At 68.7% G+C, this 16,865-nt stretch carries 15 protein-coding genes; 6 read left to right on the top strand and 9 right to left on the bottom strand.

The window, feature by feature from the left end; translation table 11 throughout:
- Position 1 precedes the first annotated feature (1 nt).
- Positions 2-718, top strand: a complete 717-nt coding sequence (locus AB6807_RS01615; protein WP_371083263.1) for a DsbA family protein — start codon at positions 2-4, stop codon at positions 716-718.
- Here AB6807_RS01615 and AB6807_RS01610 read toward each other — a convergent pair.
- The 8 genes from AB6807_RS01610 to AB6807_RS01575 form a co-directional block, all read right to left on the bottom strand.
- Positions 715-1,419 (bottom strand): ABC transporter ATP-binding protein, encoded by a 705-nt coding sequence (locus tag AB6807_RS01610; protein ID WP_116907981.1) that lies wholly within the window; start codon positions 1,417-1,419, stop codon positions 715-717. The genes AB6807_RS01615 and AB6807_RS01610 overlap by 4 nt on opposite strands.
- Entirely contained in the window at positions 1,412-2,173 is a 762-nt protein-coding gene (locus AB6807_RS01605) for an ABC transporter ATP-binding protein (protein ID WP_371083262.1), read from the bottom strand. The genes AB6807_RS01610 and AB6807_RS01605 overlap by 8 nt, the downstream gene beginning before the upstream one ends.
- Entirely contained in the window at positions 2,170-3,165 is a 996-nt protein-coding gene (locus tag AB6807_RS01600; RefSeq protein WP_371083261.1) for a branched-chain amino acid ABC transporter permease, read from the bottom strand. Before AB6807_RS01600 ends, AB6807_RS01605 begins: the two co-directional genes overlap by 4 nt.
- Complete coding sequence (locus AB6807_RS01595) at positions 3,165-4,037, bottom strand: branched-chain amino acid ABC transporter permease (protein WP_116907984.1); 873 nt, start codon at positions 4,035-4,037, stop codon at positions 3,165-3,167. The genes AB6807_RS01600 and AB6807_RS01595 overlap by 1 nt, the downstream gene beginning before the upstream one ends.
- Before the next feature lie 194 nt (positions 4,038-4,231).
- Entirely contained in the window at positions 4,232-5,404 is a 1,173-nt protein-coding gene (locus tag AB6807_RS01590; protein ID WP_116907985.1) for an ABC transporter substrate-binding protein, read from the bottom strand.
- 168 nt (positions 5,405-5,572) lie between these two features.
- On the bottom strand, positions 5,573-6,559 hold the full coding sequence (locus AB6807_RS01585; protein ID WP_371083260.1) for a 2Fe-2S iron-sulfur cluster-binding protein: 987 nt from the start codon (positions 6,557-6,559) through the stop codon (positions 5,573-5,575).
- A 40-nt stretch (positions 6,560-6,599) separates the two neighbouring features.
- Positions 6,600-7,403, bottom strand: a complete 804-nt coding sequence (locus AB6807_RS01580; protein ID WP_371083259.1) for a GntR family transcriptional regulator — start codon at positions 7,401-7,403, stop codon at positions 6,600-6,602.
- Positions 7,400-8,506, bottom strand: coding sequence for a Rieske 2Fe-2S domain-containing protein (locus tag AB6807_RS01575; protein ID WP_371083258.1), 1,107 nt, complete (start codon positions 8,504-8,506; stop codon positions 7,400-7,402). Before AB6807_RS01575 ends, AB6807_RS01580 begins: the two co-directional genes overlap by 4 nt.
- Positions 8,507-8,654: 148 nt before the next feature.
- Between AB6807_RS01575 and AB6807_RS01570 the strand changes: the two genes are divergently transcribed.
- From AB6807_RS01570 to AB6807_RS01555, 4 genes are all read left to right on the top strand, one after another.
- Entirely contained in the window at positions 8,655-9,776 is a 1,122-nt protein-coding gene (locus AB6807_RS01570) for a 5-methyltetrahydropteroyltriglutamate--homocysteine S-methyltransferase (protein WP_371083257.1), read from the top strand.
- 38 nt (positions 9,777-9,814) lie between these two features.
- Entirely contained in the window at positions 9,815-10,525 is a 711-nt protein-coding gene (locus AB6807_RS01565; protein WP_371083256.1) for a glutathione S-transferase family protein, read from the top strand.
- A gap of 70 nt (positions 10,526-10,595) precedes the next feature.
- The gene (locus tag AB6807_RS01560; RefSeq protein ID WP_116907991.1) at positions 10,596-11,984 is read left to right on the top strand and encodes a phospholipase D-like domain-containing protein; all 1,389 of its coding nucleotides are present in this window, start codon (positions 10,596-10,598) and stop codon (positions 11,982-11,984) included.
- A gap of 192 nt (positions 11,985-12,176) precedes the next feature.
- The gene (locus AB6807_RS01555; protein ID WP_371083255.1) at positions 12,177-13,850 is read left to right on the top strand and encodes an Ig-like domain-containing protein; all 1,674 of its coding nucleotides are present in this window, start codon (positions 12,177-12,179) and stop codon (positions 13,848-13,850) included.
- A gap of 4 nt (positions 13,851-13,854) precedes the next feature.
- Here the strand turns inward: AB6807_RS01555 and AB6807_RS01550 are convergent, their stop codons facing one another.
- On the bottom strand, positions 13,855-15,093 hold the full coding sequence (locus AB6807_RS01550) for an ROK family protein (protein ID WP_371083254.1): 1,239 nt from the start codon (positions 15,091-15,093) through the stop codon (positions 13,855-13,857).
- Positions 15,094-15,204: 111 nt separating this feature from the next.
- On the opposite strand from AB6807_RS01550, the gene AB6807_RS01545 reads away from it, so the two are divergent.
- Positions 15,205-16,818: a glycine betaine ABC transporter substrate-binding protein gene (locus tag AB6807_RS01545; protein ID WP_371083253.1), complete on the top strand. Its 1,614-nt coding sequence runs from the start codon at positions 15,205-15,207 to the stop codon at positions 16,816-16,818.
- Positions 16,819-16,865: the final 47 nt, after the last annotated feature.

Raw genomic sequence — 16,865 nt, 5'->3', positions numbered from 1 at the left:
AATGACCGATACCGCCGAAGCAAGCGCCCCAGAGGGCGCCCCGGAAGACGCCCCGGAAGACGCCCCGGAAGGCGCCACCCTGCACTACATCTTCGACCCGCTGTGCGGCTGGTGCTACGCCGCCGCGCCGCTGGTGGCGGCCGCGCGCGGCGTGCCGGGCCTGAAGGTCGCGCTCCACGGCGGCGGCATGATGACCGGCGCCAACCGCCGCCCCATCACGCCGCAGTGGCGCGAGTACGTGATGCCGCACGACCGCCGCATCACCGAGATGACGGGCCAGCCCTTCGGCGAGCGCTACTTCGAAGGCCTGCTGCGCGACACCGGCGCGGTGATGGACTCGGAGCCGCCCACCACCGCCGTTCTCGCGGCCGAGTCGCTGCGCGCGGGCGGCGGGCTGGACATGGTGCATCGCCTGCAGCAGGCGCACTACGTCGAAGGCCGGCGCATCGCCGATGCCGATGTGCTGGCCGAGATGGCAGTCGACATCGGTTTCGACGCCGCCGCCTTCAAGGCCGCGTTCGCGCAGCTGTCGGGCGAGGCGACGGCGCAGCACATCGCCGAAAGCCGCCAGTTGCTGCAGCGCGCGGGCGGCCAGGGCTTTCCGACCTTCGTGCTGGTGCAGCCCGACGGCCGCGCCAGCCGCATCGACGCCGGCCCCTGGCTGGGCCGCGCCGACGACTGGAAGGCGAAGCTGGCCGCGTTGGCCGAAGGCGCCTAGCGCGCCACGCCCAGCAGCCGGTCGAGCACCTCTGGCTGCGTGCGCAAGGTCGCGGCCTTGTCGGTGTGCACGATGGTGCCGTGGTCGAGCACCACGGCCTCGTCCGAAATCGCGAGGATCGCCTGCGGGTGCTGCTCCACGATGATCGCGGCCAGCCCCTCGTCCTGCGTGATGCGGCGGATGGCGCGCAGCAGCTCCTCCACGATGATGGGCGCCAGCCCTTCGAGCGGCTCGTCGAGCAGCAGCAGCTTGGGGTTGAGCACCAGCGCGCGGCCCACGGCCAGCATCTGCTGCTCGCCGCCCGAGAGCTGCGTGCCCAGGTTGGTCTTGCGCTCGGCCAGGCGCGGGAACATCTCGTAGACGCGCTGCGCGTTCCACTTTCCAGTGCGCTCCACGGCCGTGAGGTTCTCGTGCACCGTCAGCGACTTGAAGATGTTCCGCTCCTGCGGCACCCAGCCGATGCCCGCCGCCGCGCGCTGGTGCGGCGCCAGCTTGTGCAGCGCCTGCCCGCCCAGCGCGATGGTGCCGCCGTGCTGGCGCGTGGCGCCCGCCAGCGTGTTGATGAGCGTGGTCTTGCCCGTGCCGTTGCGGCCCAGCAGCGCCAGCGTCTGGCCTTCGCCGAGCGCGAACGCCACGTCGTGCAGCACCACGGCTTCGCCGTAGCCGGCGCTCAAATTCTCGATGCGCAGCAGCTCAGACATGGGCAGCTTCTCCGTGGCCCAGATAGACCTCTTTCACCTTGGGATCGTTGGCGATGGTTTCAGGGTCGCCCTCGGTCAGCAGCGTGCCGTTGACCAGCACGGTCATGCGGTCGGCAAAGCTGAACACCAGGTCCATGTCGTGCTCGATGAGCAGCACCGACACATCGGCCGGCAGCGCGGCCACGGTCTGCAGCAGCTCTTCGCGCTCGCCGGCGGGCACGCCCGCCACCGGTTCGTCGAGCAGCAGCACGCGCGGCTCGCAGGCCAGCGCAATCGCAATCTCGAGCAGGCGGCGCTTGCCGTAGGCCAGGTGCTTCACCTGCTGCAGCGCCACGTCGCCCAGGTGGAACTCCTCCAGCAGCTGCGCCGCGCGCTCGGCAATGGCCTTGCTCGCGCCCAGCGGGCGCCACCATTGCGCGCCGATGCCCTGGTGTTGCGACACCACGAGCGCCAGCGTTTCCAGCGGCGTCATCGAGTCGAACAGCTGGTTGATCTGGAAGGTGCGCACCAGCCCGCGCGCCACGCGCTTGTGAGGGGCCAGCGTGGTGATGTCCTCGCCCAGCAGCGTGATGCGGCCTTCGGTGGGCGTGAGCACGCCGGTGAGCTGGTTGATGAGCGTGGTCTTGCCCGCGCCGTTGGGGCCGATCAGCGCATGGCGCGCGCCGCGCTTGAGCTCCATCGTCACGTTGTTGGTGGCGGTGATGCCGCCGAAGCGCATCACGAGGCCGTGGGTGGAAAGCACGGTGTCGGTCATACGGCACCGCCCTTCTTCTTGCCCGCGCCGAACCAGGTCCAGGGCTTGAGCAACCGGTCGCGGCCCACCAGCACCAGCAGCACCAGGATCAGGCCGATCCAGAACATCCAGTACTGCGGCGTCACGGCCGACAGCCAGGTCTGCAGCAGCTTGAAGACGATGGCGCCCGCCACGCCGCCATAGAGCCAGCCCACGCCGCCGATGACCAGCATCAGCAGCACGTCGGCCGAGCGGTCGAAGGCCAGCACGTCGAGCGACGCGAAGCCCGTGGTCTGCGCCAGCAGCGCGCCCGCGGCGCCGGCAATGCCGGCCGCGATGGTGTAGACCGTGGCCAGCCGCGACACCACCGGAATGCCGATGGCCATGGCGCGCAGCCGGTTGTCGCGAATGGCCTTCAGCGTGGCGCCGAAGGGCGAATGCACCAGCCGGCGCATCAGCAGGAACAGCACCAGCATCACGGCCAGCGAATACCAGGCGGCCGTGCGGCCGTACAGGTCGAACTCGAAGAAGCCGAGCACCGGCCCCATGACCACGCCCTGCAGCCCGTCGGCGCCGCCGGTGAGCCAGTCGAGCTTGTTGGCCAGCTCCAGCAGCAGCAGCGCGGTGCCCAGCGTGACCATCAGCCGCGTGAGGTCGCTGCCGCGCAGGATCGTCACGCTGGCGACCAGGCCCAGCACGGCCGACAGCACGGTCGCCACCACCAGGCCCACGGTCGGGTCGGGCATGACGAGCTTGGCGAACAGCGCCGCGGCGTACGCACCGAAGCCGAAGAAGGCCGCATGCCCCAGCGACACGATGCCGGTGTAGCCCAGGATGAGGTCGAGCGACATCGCGAACAGCGCGACGATGGCAATCTCGTTGACCAGCAGCGAGTGCGAGGGCATGGCCAGCGGCAGCGCGAAGGCCACCGCCCACACCACGAACTCCAGCGGCCGCCAGCGGGCCTTGCGCAGCAGGGCCGACTGGAAGTCGGCGGTGGAAGGCGTGCTCATCAGCGGCCTCCCTTGCGCGTGAACAGGCCCTGGGGGCGCCACATCAATATCAGGATCATCAGCAGGTAGACGGTGAACGCACCCATCTTCGGAATGAAGTACTTGCCCGCCACGTCGGCAATGCCCAGCAGCAGCGCCGCCGCGAGCGGCCCGGTGATCGACGAGGTGCCGCCCACGGACACCACGATCAGAAAATAGATCATGTACTTGAGCGGAAAGGTCGGGTCGAGCCCCAGAATTTCGGCGCCCAGCGCGCCGCCCAGCCCCGCCAGGCCGGAGCCCACCGCGAAGGTCAGCAGGAACACGATGTTCACGTTGATGCCCAGGCCCGCGGCCACGCGCGGGTCGTCCACGGCGGCGCGCAGGCGGCTTCCGAACCGGGTCTTCGAAAGAATGAGCTGCAGCACCACGGTGAGCACCGCGCACACGCCGATGATGAAAAGCCGGTAGTGGCCCATGCCCAGCATGAACGCGCCGTCGCCGATTTCGGTGCGCCCGCGCAACCATTCGGGCAGCTGCACGTTCTGCTGCGACGAGCCCACGAAGTAGTCGATGGCCGCCACCGCCATGAAGGCGAGGCCGATGGAAAACAGCACCTGGTCGAGGTGCGACTTGCCGTACATGGGCCGGTAGAGCGTGCGCTCCAGCAAGGCCCCGGCCAGCCCGACGACGATGAAGGCGAGCGGCAGGCAGGCCAGGAAAGGCAGGCCCAGCTTCTGCATCGCGAACACCGTGAGGTATCCGCCGGCCATGGCGAAGGCGCCGTGCGCGAGGTTGATGAAGTTCATCAACCCCAGCGTCACGGCCAGTCCGACTGCCAACACGAAGAGCAGCATGCCGTAGGCGATGCCGTCGAAAAGAATGGTCAACATGTCAGTGTTTCAGGAGCTTGTTGCGGCTTGCGGTTGGTTCGTTCGGGACGGGTTGAACAGGCCGCCGGGTACTCCCCTTCGAGCAACGAAGGAGGAGGCCGCAGGCCGGGGGACATTCGAGAAAAGGGGCACCCCGCCGGCGTGATCGCGCCCCGAATGCCCCTCTCTCGATCTCCGACCTGCGGAAAAGAAACCTACTTCGTCTTGCCCGGGTCCTTCACGCTCTTGATCACGTCGAACTCGACGTTGTAGAGCTGGCCGTCCTTCTTCTCGACCTTGCGCAGGTACACGTCCTGCACCACGTCGCGGGTCTGGGCGTCGATCATCATCTGGCCGCGCGGGCTCTCGAAGACCTGGCCCTTCATCGCGGCCAGCAGCGCCTCGCCGCCGCCCGCGCCCTTGGTCGCCTTCAGGGCTTCGTAGATCACGCGCATGCCGTCATAGCCACCCACGGCCATGAAGTTGGGGCGCAGCTTGGGGTTGGCCTTTTCGAAGGCTTCCACGAACTTCTTGTTCATGGCCGAGGGGTGCGCCGCCGAGTAGTGGTGCGAGGTGACCACGCCCAGCGCGCCGTCGCCCATGTCGTTGAGCTGGTCGTCGTCCGTCACGTCGCCGGTGGCGATGAGCTTGATGCCGGCCTTGTCCATGCCGCGCTCCAGAAACTGCTTCATCACCGCAGCGCCCGCGCCCGAGGGCACGAAGACGAACAGCGCGTCGGGCTTGGCGTCGCGCACCTTCTGCAGGAAGGGCGCGAAGTCGGGGTTGCGCAGCGGCACGCGCAGCTTGTCGATCACCTTGCCGCCGTTCAGCTGGAAGCGCTCGCTGAAGAACTTCTCGGCGTCGTTGCCGGGGCCGTAGTCGGCCACCAGCGTCACCACGGTCTTGATGCCGTTCTTGGGCGCCCAGTCGCCCATGGGCACCGACACCTGCGGCAGCGTGAAGCCCGAGCGAACGATGTAGGGCGAGGCCTCCGTGATGCTCGAGGTGGCCGCGGCCATCACGAGCTGGGGCGTCTTCGACTGGGTGGCGATGGGCGCCACGGCCAGGGCCAAAGGCGTCAGTCCGAAGCCGGCGAGCACGTTGACCTTGTCGTTCACCACCAGTTCCTGCGCCAGGCGCTTGGTCACGTCGGGCAGGCCGGTGTCGTCCTTGATGATGAGCTCGACCTTCTTGCCGGCCACGGTGTCGCCGTTCTGGGCCATGTACAGGCGCGCGGCGGCTTCGATCTGGCGGCCGGTGGAGGCCGACTGGCCCGTCATCGGCAGGATGAGGCCGATCTTGAACTTGTTGTCCTGGGCGCTGGCCAGCGACATTGAAAGCGCGAGCGCCGACAGTGCGGCGGTCTGGATGAGATGGCGTCTTTGCATGTTTTTCCTTCAGGGACGGAACTCGAAACCGGGGCTATTTTCAACACTTTGCAACATTCGGCGAAGCAGGCAATCACCTACCCGGCCCCTCTGGCGGGCCTTTGTTGCGCGATCAATAAATGAACTGCGCGATCATCGCGCAAGGTGGCTCCAGCCGCGCTTGCGGCCTCAGCTGTCGGCGCGGTACGCGGAGTCGAGCGTGAGCGTACCCACGGCGCGTGACACGCAGGCGCAAATGCGCGTGGCCGCCTCCTTTTCATGCTCGCTGAGGAACACGTCGCGGTGGTCGACCTGGCCCTCGACGGCCAGCACGTCCATGGCGCAGAGGCCGCACTCGCCGCGCTTGCAGTCCCACAGCGTCTGCACGCCGGCGGCGTCGAGCGCGTCGAGCAAGGTGCAGTCGGCCGGCACGGTGATGGTCAGGTCGTGCCTCGGAATGCGCACCTCGAAAGCCTGGGTCGCGAAGCGCCCGCTGCTGCCGAAGGTTTCGAAGCGCAGGTCCTCGAGCGGGCGGCCGGCCGCATGCCAGGCGCGCTTGAGCGCCTCGAGCATCGGCACCGGGCCGCAGGTGTAGAGCTGGCCGCCGGGCGGCAGCGCGGCGATGGCGGCCGCGAAATCGATGGGCGTCGACCCTTCGTGCGCCGACACGCCCTCGCCCAGCGCCTCCCGCAGGTGCGCCAGGTAGCCGAACTCGCCCGCATGGCGCGCGCCGTAGAGCATCTTCACCGGCACGCCGTTGCGCCTTGCATGCGCGCCCAGGCGCTGCGCCATCAGCACCAGCGGCGTGATGCCGATGCCGCCGGCCACCAGCAGGTAGCCGGGCGCGGACATGTCGAGCGCGAAGTGGTTCTGCGGCGCGCTCACCTGCAGGCGGTCGCCCACGGCCAGCTTCCACATCGCGAGCGAGCCGCCGCGGCCGTCGTCCAGCCGCTTCACGGCAATGCGCCAGCACTGGCGGTCGCCCTCGCCGACCAGCGAGTACGAGCGGGTCTGCAGCCGGCCCTGCGCCGTCATCACCTGCACCTGCAGGTGGGCGCCGGGCTCGTAGCTGTCAGCAAAGCCGCCGTCGGGGCGCAGCTCGAACTCGCGCACGGTGGGCGTCACGTCGCGCAGCGCGACGACCTGCGCCTGCATCCATTGAAGATCGCTTTTCATCGGGGGAACACCAGGGGCAAAAAGAGAAAGGACGGCCGCTTCAGCCGCGGCGGCGAATCAGCTGCACGCCGGGCAAGGGGCGCTGCTCGGCGGTGGGCGTGCCGTGCAGCGCCTCGCGCAGGTTGCGCCGCGCGATGCGGCTGTGCTCGCGCATCAGTGCCTCGGCGCGCGAGCCCTCGCCGGACTCGATGGCGTCGAGCACCTGCAGATGCTGGTCCTGAGCGATGACGAGCATGTCGCGCGCGGCTGGCGAATTGGCCTGCACGATGACAAAGCCCGAGGGCGACGCGAACGGCAGGTTGACCACGCGCTCCAGCTGCTGCGCGATGACGGGGCTGCCCGCCATTTCGCACAGCAGCGCATGAAAGCGCTCGTTGTGCGTCACGTAGCGCGAGAAGGCCGCGTCGTCCAGCGCCGGTTCGCGCAGCAGTTCGTCGATGCGCGCGAGGCAGGCGCGCGCTTCGCGCAGCACCACCGGCGCGGCGCCGCGCTCGGCCGCCAGCCGCGCGACCAGGCCTTCGAGCGTGCCGCGCAGCTCGATGGCGTCGGCCACGTCGCGCTCGGAAAACGTGCGCACCGCGTAGCCGCCGTTGGGCAAGGCTTCGAGCAGGCCTTCCTGCTCCAGCCGCATCAGCGCGGTGCGCACCGGGGTGCGCGACACGCCGAGCTGCTCGGAAATGGCCACCTCGGCAATGCGCGCGCCGCCGGGCAGCTCCCCCGCCAAAATCATTTCGCGCAGCCGCAGCTGCGCCTTCACGCCCTGGGAGCTGCCGCTGTCGGCGGGCTCGGCGGGGTTGGCGGCGTTGACTGGGTTGGTGGCACCGGACACAGCGGCGACCTTCATGCGGCCTGCTTCTCGACGGCGCGAATGGGAATGGCCGCGCGCGCGGGCTTTTCCTTCTCGACCATGCGGTCGATGAGCCGGCGCGCCCACATGGAGCCGGCGTCGATGTTCAGGTTGTAGAACTTGTGGTCGGGGTGGTCGTCCATGGCCTTCTGCTGGGCCTCGAGCACCAGCTCGTCCTCGCGGAAGATGCCCGAGACGCCTTCGCGCAGCTCGTGCGTGAGGCGCTGCTCGCCCAGGCAGTAGTTGCGCGAGAAGGCCCAGAAGTACAGGCAGGTCTTGTCGGTCTCGGGGGTGATGGTGTTGAGCACGTAGCCGTTCACGCCCTTGCTGCGGTCGCCCGGGTTCTCGCCGCTGGGCACCGCGCCGCTGCCGGCCTCGGCCACTCCCACGTCGATGTTCACCGTGCACGGGCCTTCGAAGCGAATGATCTGCCAGCGGTCGACCTTGCCCGTGTAGCCGCGCGCATGGCGAATCTGGCTGCCCCAGAAAGGCGGCGGGTCGATGTTTTCCATCCAGCGCGTCACGGTGGCCGAGCGGTCGCCGTGCGTGGCCACGAACGGCGCCTCGGCCACCTCGCGGTTGCCGATGGACGAGCCGTGCACGAAGGTCTCGTGCGTCAGGTCCATCAGGTTGTCGACCACCAGGCGGTAGTCGCAGTTGACGCGAATCATCTTGCCGTCGCCGGCCCAGGCGGGGTCGTCGTTCCAGTGCATGTCGGGGATCGATGCCGGGTCGGCCTTGGCCGGGTCGCCGGGCCAGATCCACACGAAGCGGTGCTTTTCCACCGCCGGAAAGCTGCGCACGCAGGCCGAGGGGTTGAGCGTTTCCTGGCTCGGCATGTGGGTGCAGCGGCCCTGGCTGTTGTAGACCAGCCCGTGGTAGCCGCACACCAGCTCGTCGCCTTCGAGGCGGCCCAGCGACAGCGGCATCAGCCGGTGCCAGCAGGCGTCTTCCAGCACGGCCACCTGGCCGTCGGTGCGGCGGAACAGCACCACTTTCTGGTTGCAGATGGTGCGCGGCAGCAGCGCGTGACGCACCTCGACGTCGTAGGCGGCGGCATACCAGGCGTTCAGCGGAAAGGCGGTCGTGGGCGTTTTCATGAATACGCAATGTATACAGAGACAGCCAAATTTCCAGCGATTTATCGCTATTTCAGGGTAAACACCGACGCTGCTGTATACAGTCAGCTGCGTTTCGATGGCGATACGATCTGCGCTCGTTCCCCCAAAAATCACGACGGAGTCATCCATGTCACAGCACGCCGCATTGCCCGCCCGCTTCGACCACGTGGGCAGTTTCCTGCGTCCCAAGTACCTGCTCGAAGCCCGCGAGCAGAAGGCCAAGGGCGAGATCACGCCCGAGCAGCTTCGCCTGGTCGAGGACAAGGCCATCACCGAGATCGTGAAGTTCCAGGAAGACATCGGGCTGAAGAGCATCACCGACGGCGAGTTCCGCCGCACGTACTTCCACATCGACTTTCTCGATCAGCTCGGCGGCGTGAAGACCGACATTCCGGTCACCATCCGCAAGCCCGACGGCACCGAGGAGCTGGCCCCGCCCGCCATGCGCGTGACCGACACGGTGCGCCACGTGAAGGACATCCAGCTGGCCGACTTCCAGTACCTGAAGAGCCAGGTGGCCGCGGGCAACACGCCGAAGGTGACCATTCCCTCGCCGACCATGCTGCACTTTCGCGGCGGGCGGGCGGGCATCAGCAAGACGGCGTACCCCGAGCTCGACCCGGCCTTCTACGACGACGTGGCCAAGGCCTATGGCGACGAACTGCGCTCGCTGGCCGCGGCCGGCTGCACCTACGTGCAGATGGACGACACCAACCTGGCCTACCTGTGCGACGAGCACATGCGCGAAGCGGCCCGCAAGCGCGGCGACGACCCGAACGAGCTGCCGCACCGCTACGCCGCCTTCATCAACAAGGTGGTCGCGCAAAAGCCGCCGGGCATGCTGCTGGCCATGCACCTGTGCCGCGGCAACTTCAAGAGCACGCACGCCGCGGCCGGCAACTACGAGCCCGTGGCCGAGGCGCTGCTGAAGGAGATGGACCTGGACGCCTACTTCATGGAATACGACGACGCCCGCTCGGGCGACTTCAAGCCGCTGCGCTACCTGCCCAAGGGCAAGACCGTGGTGCTCGGCCTGGTGACCACGAAGTTCGGCGAGATGGAAGACAAGGACGAGCTCAAGCGCCGCATCGACGACGCCGCCAAGTACGCCTCGCTCGACCAGCTGGCGCTGTCGCCGCAGTGCGGCTTCTCCAGCACGGTGCACGGCAACAACATCGCGGTGGAAGCGCAGCGCGCCAAGCTGCGCCTGGTGGTCGAGACGGCGCAGGAGGTCTGGGGCTCGACCTGATGCACCGGGGGCCGGTTTCTGGTCAAGTCGCAACCCATATGACGACAACCCTCTACTCCGGTCCCCTCAGCATGTTCGGCGCCAAGGTCGAGATCGCGGCGCGCGAAAAAGGCGTGCCCTTCGATCTCGTCATGGTGCCCTTCACCACCGACGACGCCTACGAGCCCAAGCACCCCGAGGTGCTGCGGGTCAACCCGGTCAAGCAGCAGGTGCCGGTGTGGGTCGACACCATCGGCGGCGTCCACGGCGGCCACGGCGGCCCTGACGAAGTCGCGCTGTTCGACTCCACCCAGATCCTCGAGTACCTCGAAGACCGCTACCCCGGCCCCGCGCACCTCGCGCTGTGGCCCCGCGGCATTGCCGAGCGGGCCTGCGCGCGGCAGCTGGAGCAGAAGTCGGACGAGGTGTTCTTCCCCCACGTCATCAAGCTCTTCGGCCTGCAGCACGACATGAAGAGCGCCGCCGCGGTGGCGGCCTGCGCCGGCTGCGCGCGCTTCTACGACGAGATGGAAGGCCTGCTGGCCACGCGCGAGCACCTGGCCGGCCCGTATTCCTTCGCCGACATCGCCTTCTACATGGCATATGTGTTCGCCGACCGCAAGGGCGCGGGCATGACCGACGCCACGCCGCGCCTGCTGGCCTGGCGCACCCGCGTGGGCGAGCGGCCCGCGGTGCGCGCGGTGGTCGACCCGATGATGCGGTTCCTTGCCTCGCAGGGGCGCGGCGTGCCGGCCTTCCTGCGGCGCTGAACGGGCAGCAGAACGACCGGCGCCGAGGGAAATCGGCGCCGCGCCGGGGGTGCTCAGGCATCATCGACCCATGCCCATTGCAAGCGTCTCGAAGTTCGACTGGCTGCCTTCTCCCTCGCAGCATTTCCTGGTCGTGACCTTCGCACTGCTCGTCTACGTGCTGACCACGCGCGCACGCCGCGAGCAGCGCGCCCCCACCACGGCCATCGCCTGGGTCATGGGGCTGGTGCTGATGCCCTACTTCATCCTGCCGATGTACCTGCTGTTCGGCCAGCGCAAGCTGCGTCCCGCGGGCTCGCCCCGGCCGCCGCGCTCGGTGCCGCCGGGGCACTGGGCGGCCGACCTGATCGAGAGCTTCGGCCTGGCGCCGCCCGGGCGCAGCGCCATCCGCATGCACGCCGACGGCGAGGCCGCGCGCGAGGCGCTGTGGCAGGTGATCGACGGGGCACGCGAGCGCATCGACGTGTGCACCTTCATCATCGGCAACGACGCGCTCGGCCACGCCGTGCTCGAGCGCCTGGCCCAGCGCGCGCGCGAAGGCGTGAAGGTGCGCGTGCTGCTCGACGGCTTCGGCGCGCTCTCGCTGCCGCGCCACCATTTCGACCGGCTGCGCGCGGCGGGGGGCGAGGTGGCGGTGTTCCGCCCCTTCTTCAGCCTGCGCCGCATCGGCCCGCGCAACCTGCGCAACCACCGCAAGTTCACCATCGCGGACGACGCCTGGCTCTGGTCGGGCGGACGCAACCTGGCGGGCGAGTACTTCACCGGCAACGAAAAGCACCGCGTGGCCTGGCTCGACCTGTCGTTCGACCTGCGCGGCAGCGTGGCCGCGGCGGCGGCGCGGCAGTTCGACCACGACTGGGCCTCGGTGCGCAGCCGCAAGGCCCGCGCCATCGTGTGCGACGACGCGCCCGAAGGCCCCGGCACCGCCATGGCCCAGTTCCTGCCCAGCGGGCCCGACCAGACCGAAGACACGGCGCATGCGCTCTTGATCGACGCGTGCTTTCGCGCCGAGCACCGGCTGCTGGCCATCACGCCCTACTTCGTGCCCGGCGACGGCCTGCGCGACGCGCTGCGGCTGGCCGCACGGCGCGGCGTGCAGGTGACCATCGCGATGCCGGCCGTGTCCAACCACCGGCTGGCCGACTTCGTGCGCGCCCGCGCCATGCGCGACCTGGCGCGCGCGGGCGTGAGCTTTCGCATGCTGCCCTTCATGGCGCACGCCAAGGCGGTGGTGGTCGACGACGAACTGGCGATGTGCGGCTCCATCAACCTCGACCTGCGCAGCCTGCTGCTGAACCACGAGGCGGCGGTGGTGTTCTACGGCGCGGACCAAATCGACTGGCTGGCCGAGTGGATCGAAACCACCGCTTCCGCCGGCGAGCCCTACCGCGCGCGGCGCCCCGGGCTCATGCGCGACCTGGCAGAGGGGCTGCTGCTGACGGTAGCTTTCCAGCTGTAATCGCGGTGCGCAAATGCAACGTTTGTGAAACAAACGGAAGCTGAGCCCTAGAATTCCCACCGGTTCCGGTAGTTGACCCCGGCCCGGGGTTGACCGATGCGAGCGTTGTTGAGGCTGCGAGCACAGGCGAGCGCAGCGCTTGCATCGCTGTTCGCGCTGTGTGGAATGAAGGCAATCACGGCCCTCATTGCCATGACAGCTGCCTTCGCTGCCCTGTTCCCGGCCCACGCCGCCCATTCGGCCATGAACGACATCGGCCGCGCACCGCCCAGCGTGCACCGCCTGAAACTCATCGTCGACCCCGAGCTCGCCGCCGATATCGGCCCCGTCGAAGCCGGCCGCCGGCTCGCCCAGTACGTGGCCGATGTCAATACCGTGTTCACGCGCGAAACGGTGCGCAGCTTTGCCTTCGACCCCACCTCCGACCTGCAGCTGGTGCCGCCCGCCGCCGCGCCGCAGTGCGCCTACAACGGCCTGGTCAACGGCGAAGTGGTGGTGTGCATCAACAAGTCCACCCGCGGCTACAGCCACGGCGGCCTTTCCACCAGCTGGACCTTTCCGCAGAAGGGCGTGGCCTGGAACCTGAACTGGGTCGCCATTCACGACCCGCTGCGCCTGTCGCGCGCACCCAGCCCGGGCGTGCCCGAATCGACCGAGAAAGACTACCTGGGCCGCCAGCTGAAGACGCTGCTGCACGAGCTGGAGCATGTGTTCGGCGCCGGCGCGGGCGAGTACTACAACGGCATCGCCGTGGCGGACACCACCGGCGTTGCGCCCATCGTCGACCTGGCGCTGGCCGACGACAGCGACCGCTACTGGTGGACGCGCCAGCACTGGCGGCTCGACCCGCTGCTGGGCACCGTGTTCGAGCAGCGCCGCGACCCGGCGGCCAACCGCATCGCCACGCTGGACATGATTCGCTTCACGCCCGGCACCAAGGCCAACATCGACACCGACTGGACCGACTGGCCCAAGCTCGGCAGCTCCAAGTTCATGGCCGGCACCACCAGCACCCAGGTGCGCGTGAGCGACCGCGACAGCGGCGCCGCGCTGCCCGGCGCGCAGGTGTCGGTGTGGCGCAACCCGGGCGCGGGCAAGCCGCTGGTGATGCTGGTGACGGGCGTGGCCGATGCGTCGGGCCGCTTCGTGTTCGACTGGGACTGCGGCTTCAGCTGCTTCGCCGTGGGCAAGTCGACCCTGCTGGTGAAGGCGCATGCGCCAAACCGCGCGCCGGGCGCGAGCTGGTTCACCATCTTCGACGCCTTCGAGCAGAAGGCGGTGCAGGGCCAGCCGGGCTTCACCATCGACCTGGCGCTGGGCGGCATCGACGTGACGCCGCCGACCGTGTCGCTGTCGGCGCCGTCGAACGCCACGGTCGGCCAGCCCACAGTCATCGCACCGGCGGTGGTCGACAACGTGGGCGTGTGGGGCGTGAAGGTGCTGGGCCGCGACAGCATTCCCATCTGCACCTTCACCGCCCCGCCCTACACCTGCAGCTGGACGCCGAGCAGCGCGGGCGTGCAGACCATTCGCGTAATCGGCGTGGACGCCGCGGGCAACACCGCGGTGGCGTCGGCCAATGTCGTCGTGAGCCCGCCGAGCGTGACCGCGCCGCCGGCCGTGGCGATGACGGTGCCGCCAGCAGCAGCGGCGCGCGCGCCCGCCCAGCTGGCGGCCAATGCCTCGGCCGGCGTGGCGCAGCTGAGCTTCATCGTCGACGGCAAGACCGTGTGCAGCCTGCAGGCCGCGCCCTTCTCCTGCCGCTGGACGCCCTCGGCCGCGGGCTACGCGAACATCGAGGCGCGCGCCATGGACGCGGCGGGCAACATCGCGAGCGTGTCGGCGCTCACGCGCGTGACGCCGTAGGGGGTCAGGCTTTTTTCGGGGCCTTCTTGGCGGCCTTCTTCGCGGACTTCTTCGCGGACTTCTTGGGTGTCGAGTCCTTCTCGGTCTTTTCGCCCTTCGCGTCCTTTGCCTTCCTGGAGGCCTTCGCAGCCTTCCCGCCCTTCGGCGTCAGCTCCTCGGGCAGCGGCACGTTCGTGAAGCTCACATTGCCCAGCCCCGTGCCGATGGTCAGCACGCCCCAGTGCTTCACGTCGCGCATGAAGGGCAGCTCGCTCAGGCCCTGCACCACGGCGTCGTTGTGCATCAGCACCAGCATCGGGTCGGCGCCCAGCGTCAGCATGCGTCGCCACACCGCCGTCGGAAGATGGAAGGCATGGCTCTCCCAGTCGCCGGGCAGGTTATGCGCGCCGCGCGCGATGGAGCCGTCGGGGCGAATCAGCCCCGGGCAGCCGATGCCGATGAAGGGCGCGAGCCGGATCTTCTTGCGCTCGCTGTAGCGCACCATGTCCATCAGCATGTCGGCGATGTGCTCCACCATCAGGCTGCGGTTGGGGCTTTCGTCGGCGTGGCGCCACTTCTCGCGCCGCACCACCCGCGCACGCGAGAAGTCCTGCGTCTTGCGAAAGCGCGTCTGCACGATGCCGCATCGCACGTTGGTGCCGCCGATGTCCACCGCCAGGATGGCGTCGTACTTGCGCAGCAGCGCCGGCGGCGTGAGGTGCACCCAGCCGATGAGCCCGCCGTCGTCCACGTTGTGCGACAGCCGGCCCATCTGCACGTGCAGGCCCAGCTCCTCGAGGATGGCGGCCGTTTGCAGCACCGCTCGCTCGCCCACGTCGCTCTCCGGAAAGCCGCCGCCGATGACGATGCGCTCCACCTTGTGCCACGAGGGCTGGCGCAGAAAGCGCTGGATCACCGAGGCGAGTTCTTCGGTGAACTCCTCGATCACGCCGTGCATCACGTCGCCGGCCTCCGAGGCCTTCTTCGCGCCGAGCACGCGGTCGAGTTCCTTCTTGCTCAGGTCGCGCGAGTGCATGTCGCCCAGCGGGTCGACCCCGTTCTTGCGGCGGCGCTTGCGCCAGCGCTCCAGCAGTTCCCTGAACGCCGTCTGGCTCGCCTGGTCGCCGACGAAGCCGTCCTTGTCGCGCAGCTGAAGGCTGTAGCCCTCCACATGCACGCCGGGCAGTTCACGCAGCCCATGCACGTCGGTGGCGGGCAAGGGATCGGGTTGGGAGGGGTCCGGTGTCGAGGGTGTGGGCTTCATGGACATCGATGATGCCCCCCGCCGCCAGAAGGGCGCATCGGTTGCGCGCACGACGGCGTGTAGGAGATTGGCGGGTACGCCGAACGGGGCGTTGTCTATAAACTGCCCGCGATGCACATGCTCCGCCGCCCGTGGCAACCTGCCCTGCTGCTCCTGCCGATCCAGTCGATCCTGAAGCTCCTGCCGCTCTTGCAGCTCTTGTCACTTCTGCTCGCGCTGTTCGGCACGGTGCTTGGCTCGCAGGCCGCGCATGCCGCGGACGACACCTTGCGCGTCGGCTCCAAGCGCTTCACCGAGTCGTACATCCTGGCGGAGCTGCTCGCGCAAACGGCCGCGCCGCACACCGCGTCGGCTCCCGTGCTGCGGCAGGGCCTGGGCAACACGGCCATCGTGTACGAAGCACTGCGCTCGGGCGCCATCGACCTCTATGCCGAATACACCGGCACCATCGCGCAGGAAATCCTGAAGGGCCAGCCCGCCGACACGCGCGAGGCCATGAACGCCTCGCTGGCGCCACTGGGTTTGGGCGTGGCGATACCGCTGGGCTTCAACGACGGCTATGCGCTCGCGGTGCGCGCCGCCGATGCCGACAAGCTGGGCCTGCGCACCCTGAGCGACCTGGCCAAGCACCCCGAGCTCAAGCTGGGCCTGTCGAACGAGTTCATCGGCCGCGCCGACGGCTGGAAGGGCCTGGCCGAGCGCTATGGTTTCAAGCAGGTGCCCAGCGGCCTCGACCACGGCCTGGCCTACGACGCGGTGGCGGCCCGGCAGATCGACGTGATCGACATCTACACCACCGACGCCAAGATCGACCACCTGGGCCTGCGCGTGCTCGAGGACGACAAGAAATACTTTCCGCGCTACGACGCCGTGGTGCTCTACAAGCTCGACCTGCCCACCCGCCTGCCGCAAGCCTGGGCGGCGCTGAAGACGCTCGAAGGCAAGGTCGACGAGCACGCGATGATCGCGATGAACGCGCGCGCCGAACTGCAGAGCGTGCCCTTCGACGTGATCGCGCGCGAATTCCTGGCGAGCACCGGCAAGGATGCGAAAACCCAGACCCAACCCCAGGCGCAGGAACCGCGCCGCGGCTTCGTCGCCAAGCTGTTCGGCCCCGACCTGTGGAAGCTCGCGCGGCAACATCTGCTGCTGGTGGCGTTGTCGGTCGGCATCGCGATCCTCATCGGCGTGCCCATCGCGATCCTGGTGTTCCCGCATGTGCGGCTGCGCGCGGTGGTGCTGGGCCTGGCCAGCCTGATGCAGACCGTGCCGTCGTTGGCATTGCTGGCGGTGTTGATCTCGATGCTCGGCGCCATCGGCGCCTTGCCGGCGCTGATTGCGCTCACGCTGTATTCGCTGTTGCCGATCATGCGCAACACGGTCACGGGCCTGACCGAAGTGCCCAGCGGCCTGCGAATGGCCGGCACCGCCCTCGGCATGACCCCTCCGCAAAGTCTCCAGCTGGTGCTGTTGCCCCTGGCCTTGCCCACGTTATTGGCGGGTGTGCGAACAGCCACGGCCATCGCCATCGGCACCGCGACCATCGCGGCCTTCATCGGCGCGGGCGGCTTCGGCGAACGCATCGTGACGGGCCTGGCGCTGAACGACCGCGAACTGTTGATGGCGGGTGCGTTGCCTGCTGCGGCGTTGGCGCTGATCAGTGAAGGCGTGTTCGAACTGATCGAGTTTCTGATGCGGCGCAGTCGCAGGGCGCCTCTTTCCTAGGTCTTCTTCGTGTTGTGTTGGCTTGCGTTGTACAGGGCGGCGGTCGT

This window comes from Variovorax sp. RCC_210, assembly GCF_041355175.1.
Classification (GTDB): Bacteria; Pseudomonadota; Gammaproteobacteria; order Burkholderiales; family Burkholderiaceae_C; genus Variovorax.
The sequence above is the reverse complement of the archived record's forward strand: the minus strand, read 5'-3'. Positions and strand labels throughout refer to the sequence as shown.

Coding starts and splice junctions, on each gene's coding strand:
- AB6807_RS01580 (WP_371083259.1), bottom strand. CDS start 7,403: ATGAAGGTCGCCGCTGTGTCCGGTGCCACCAACCCAGTCAACGCCGCC.
- AB6807_RS01610 (WP_116907981.1), bottom strand. CDS start 1,419: ATGTCTGAGCTGCTGCGCATCGAGAATTTGAGCGCCGGCTACGGCGAA.
- AB6807_RS01605 (WP_371083262.1), bottom strand. CDS start 2,173: ATGACCGACACCGTGCTTTCCACCCACGGCCTCGTGATGCGCTTCGGC.
- AB6807_RS01590 (WP_116907985.1), bottom strand. CDS start 5,404: ATGCAAAGACGCCATCTCATCCAGACCGCCGCACTGTCGGCGCTCGCG.
- AB6807_RS01585 (WP_371083260.1), bottom strand. CDS start 6,559: ATGAAAAGCGATCTTCAATGGATGCAGGCGCAGGTCGTCGCGCTGCGC.
- AB6807_RS01575 (WP_371083258.1), bottom strand. CDS start 8,506: ATGAAAACGCCCACGACCGCCTTTCCGCTGAACGCCTGGTATGCCGCC.
- AB6807_RS01550 (WP_371083254.1), bottom strand. CDS start 15,093: ATGAAGCCCACACCCTCGACACCGGACCCCTCCCAACCCGATCCCTTG.
- AB6807_RS01595 (WP_116907984.1), bottom strand. CDS start 4,037: ATGTTGACCATTCTTTTCGACGGCATCGCCTACGGCATGCTGCTCTTC.
- AB6807_RS01560 (WP_116907991.1), top strand. CDS start 10,596: ATGCCCATTGCAAGCGTCTCGAAGTTCGACTGGCTGCCTTCTCCCTCG.
- AB6807_RS01615 (WP_371083263.1), top strand. CDS start 2: ATGACCGATACCGCCGAAGCAAGCGCCCCAGAGGGCGCCCCGGAAGAC.
- AB6807_RS01570 (WP_371083257.1), top strand. CDS start 8,655: ATGTCACAGCACGCCGCATTGCCCGCCCGCTTCGACCACGTGGGCAGT.
- AB6807_RS01600 (WP_371083261.1), bottom strand. CDS start 3,165: ATGAGCACGCCTTCCACCGCCGACTTCCAGTCGGCCCTGCTGCGCAAG.
- AB6807_RS01565 (WP_371083256.1), top strand. CDS start 9,815: ATGACGACAACCCTCTACTCCGGTCCCCTCAGCATGTTCGGCGCCAAG.
- AB6807_RS01555 (WP_371083255.1), top strand. CDS start 12,177: ATGACAGCTGCCTTCGCTGCCCTGTTCCCGGCCCACGCCGCCCATTCG.
- AB6807_RS01545 (WP_371083253.1), top strand. CDS start 15,205: ATGCACATGCTCCGCCGCCCGTGGCAACCTGCCCTGCTGCTCCTGCCG.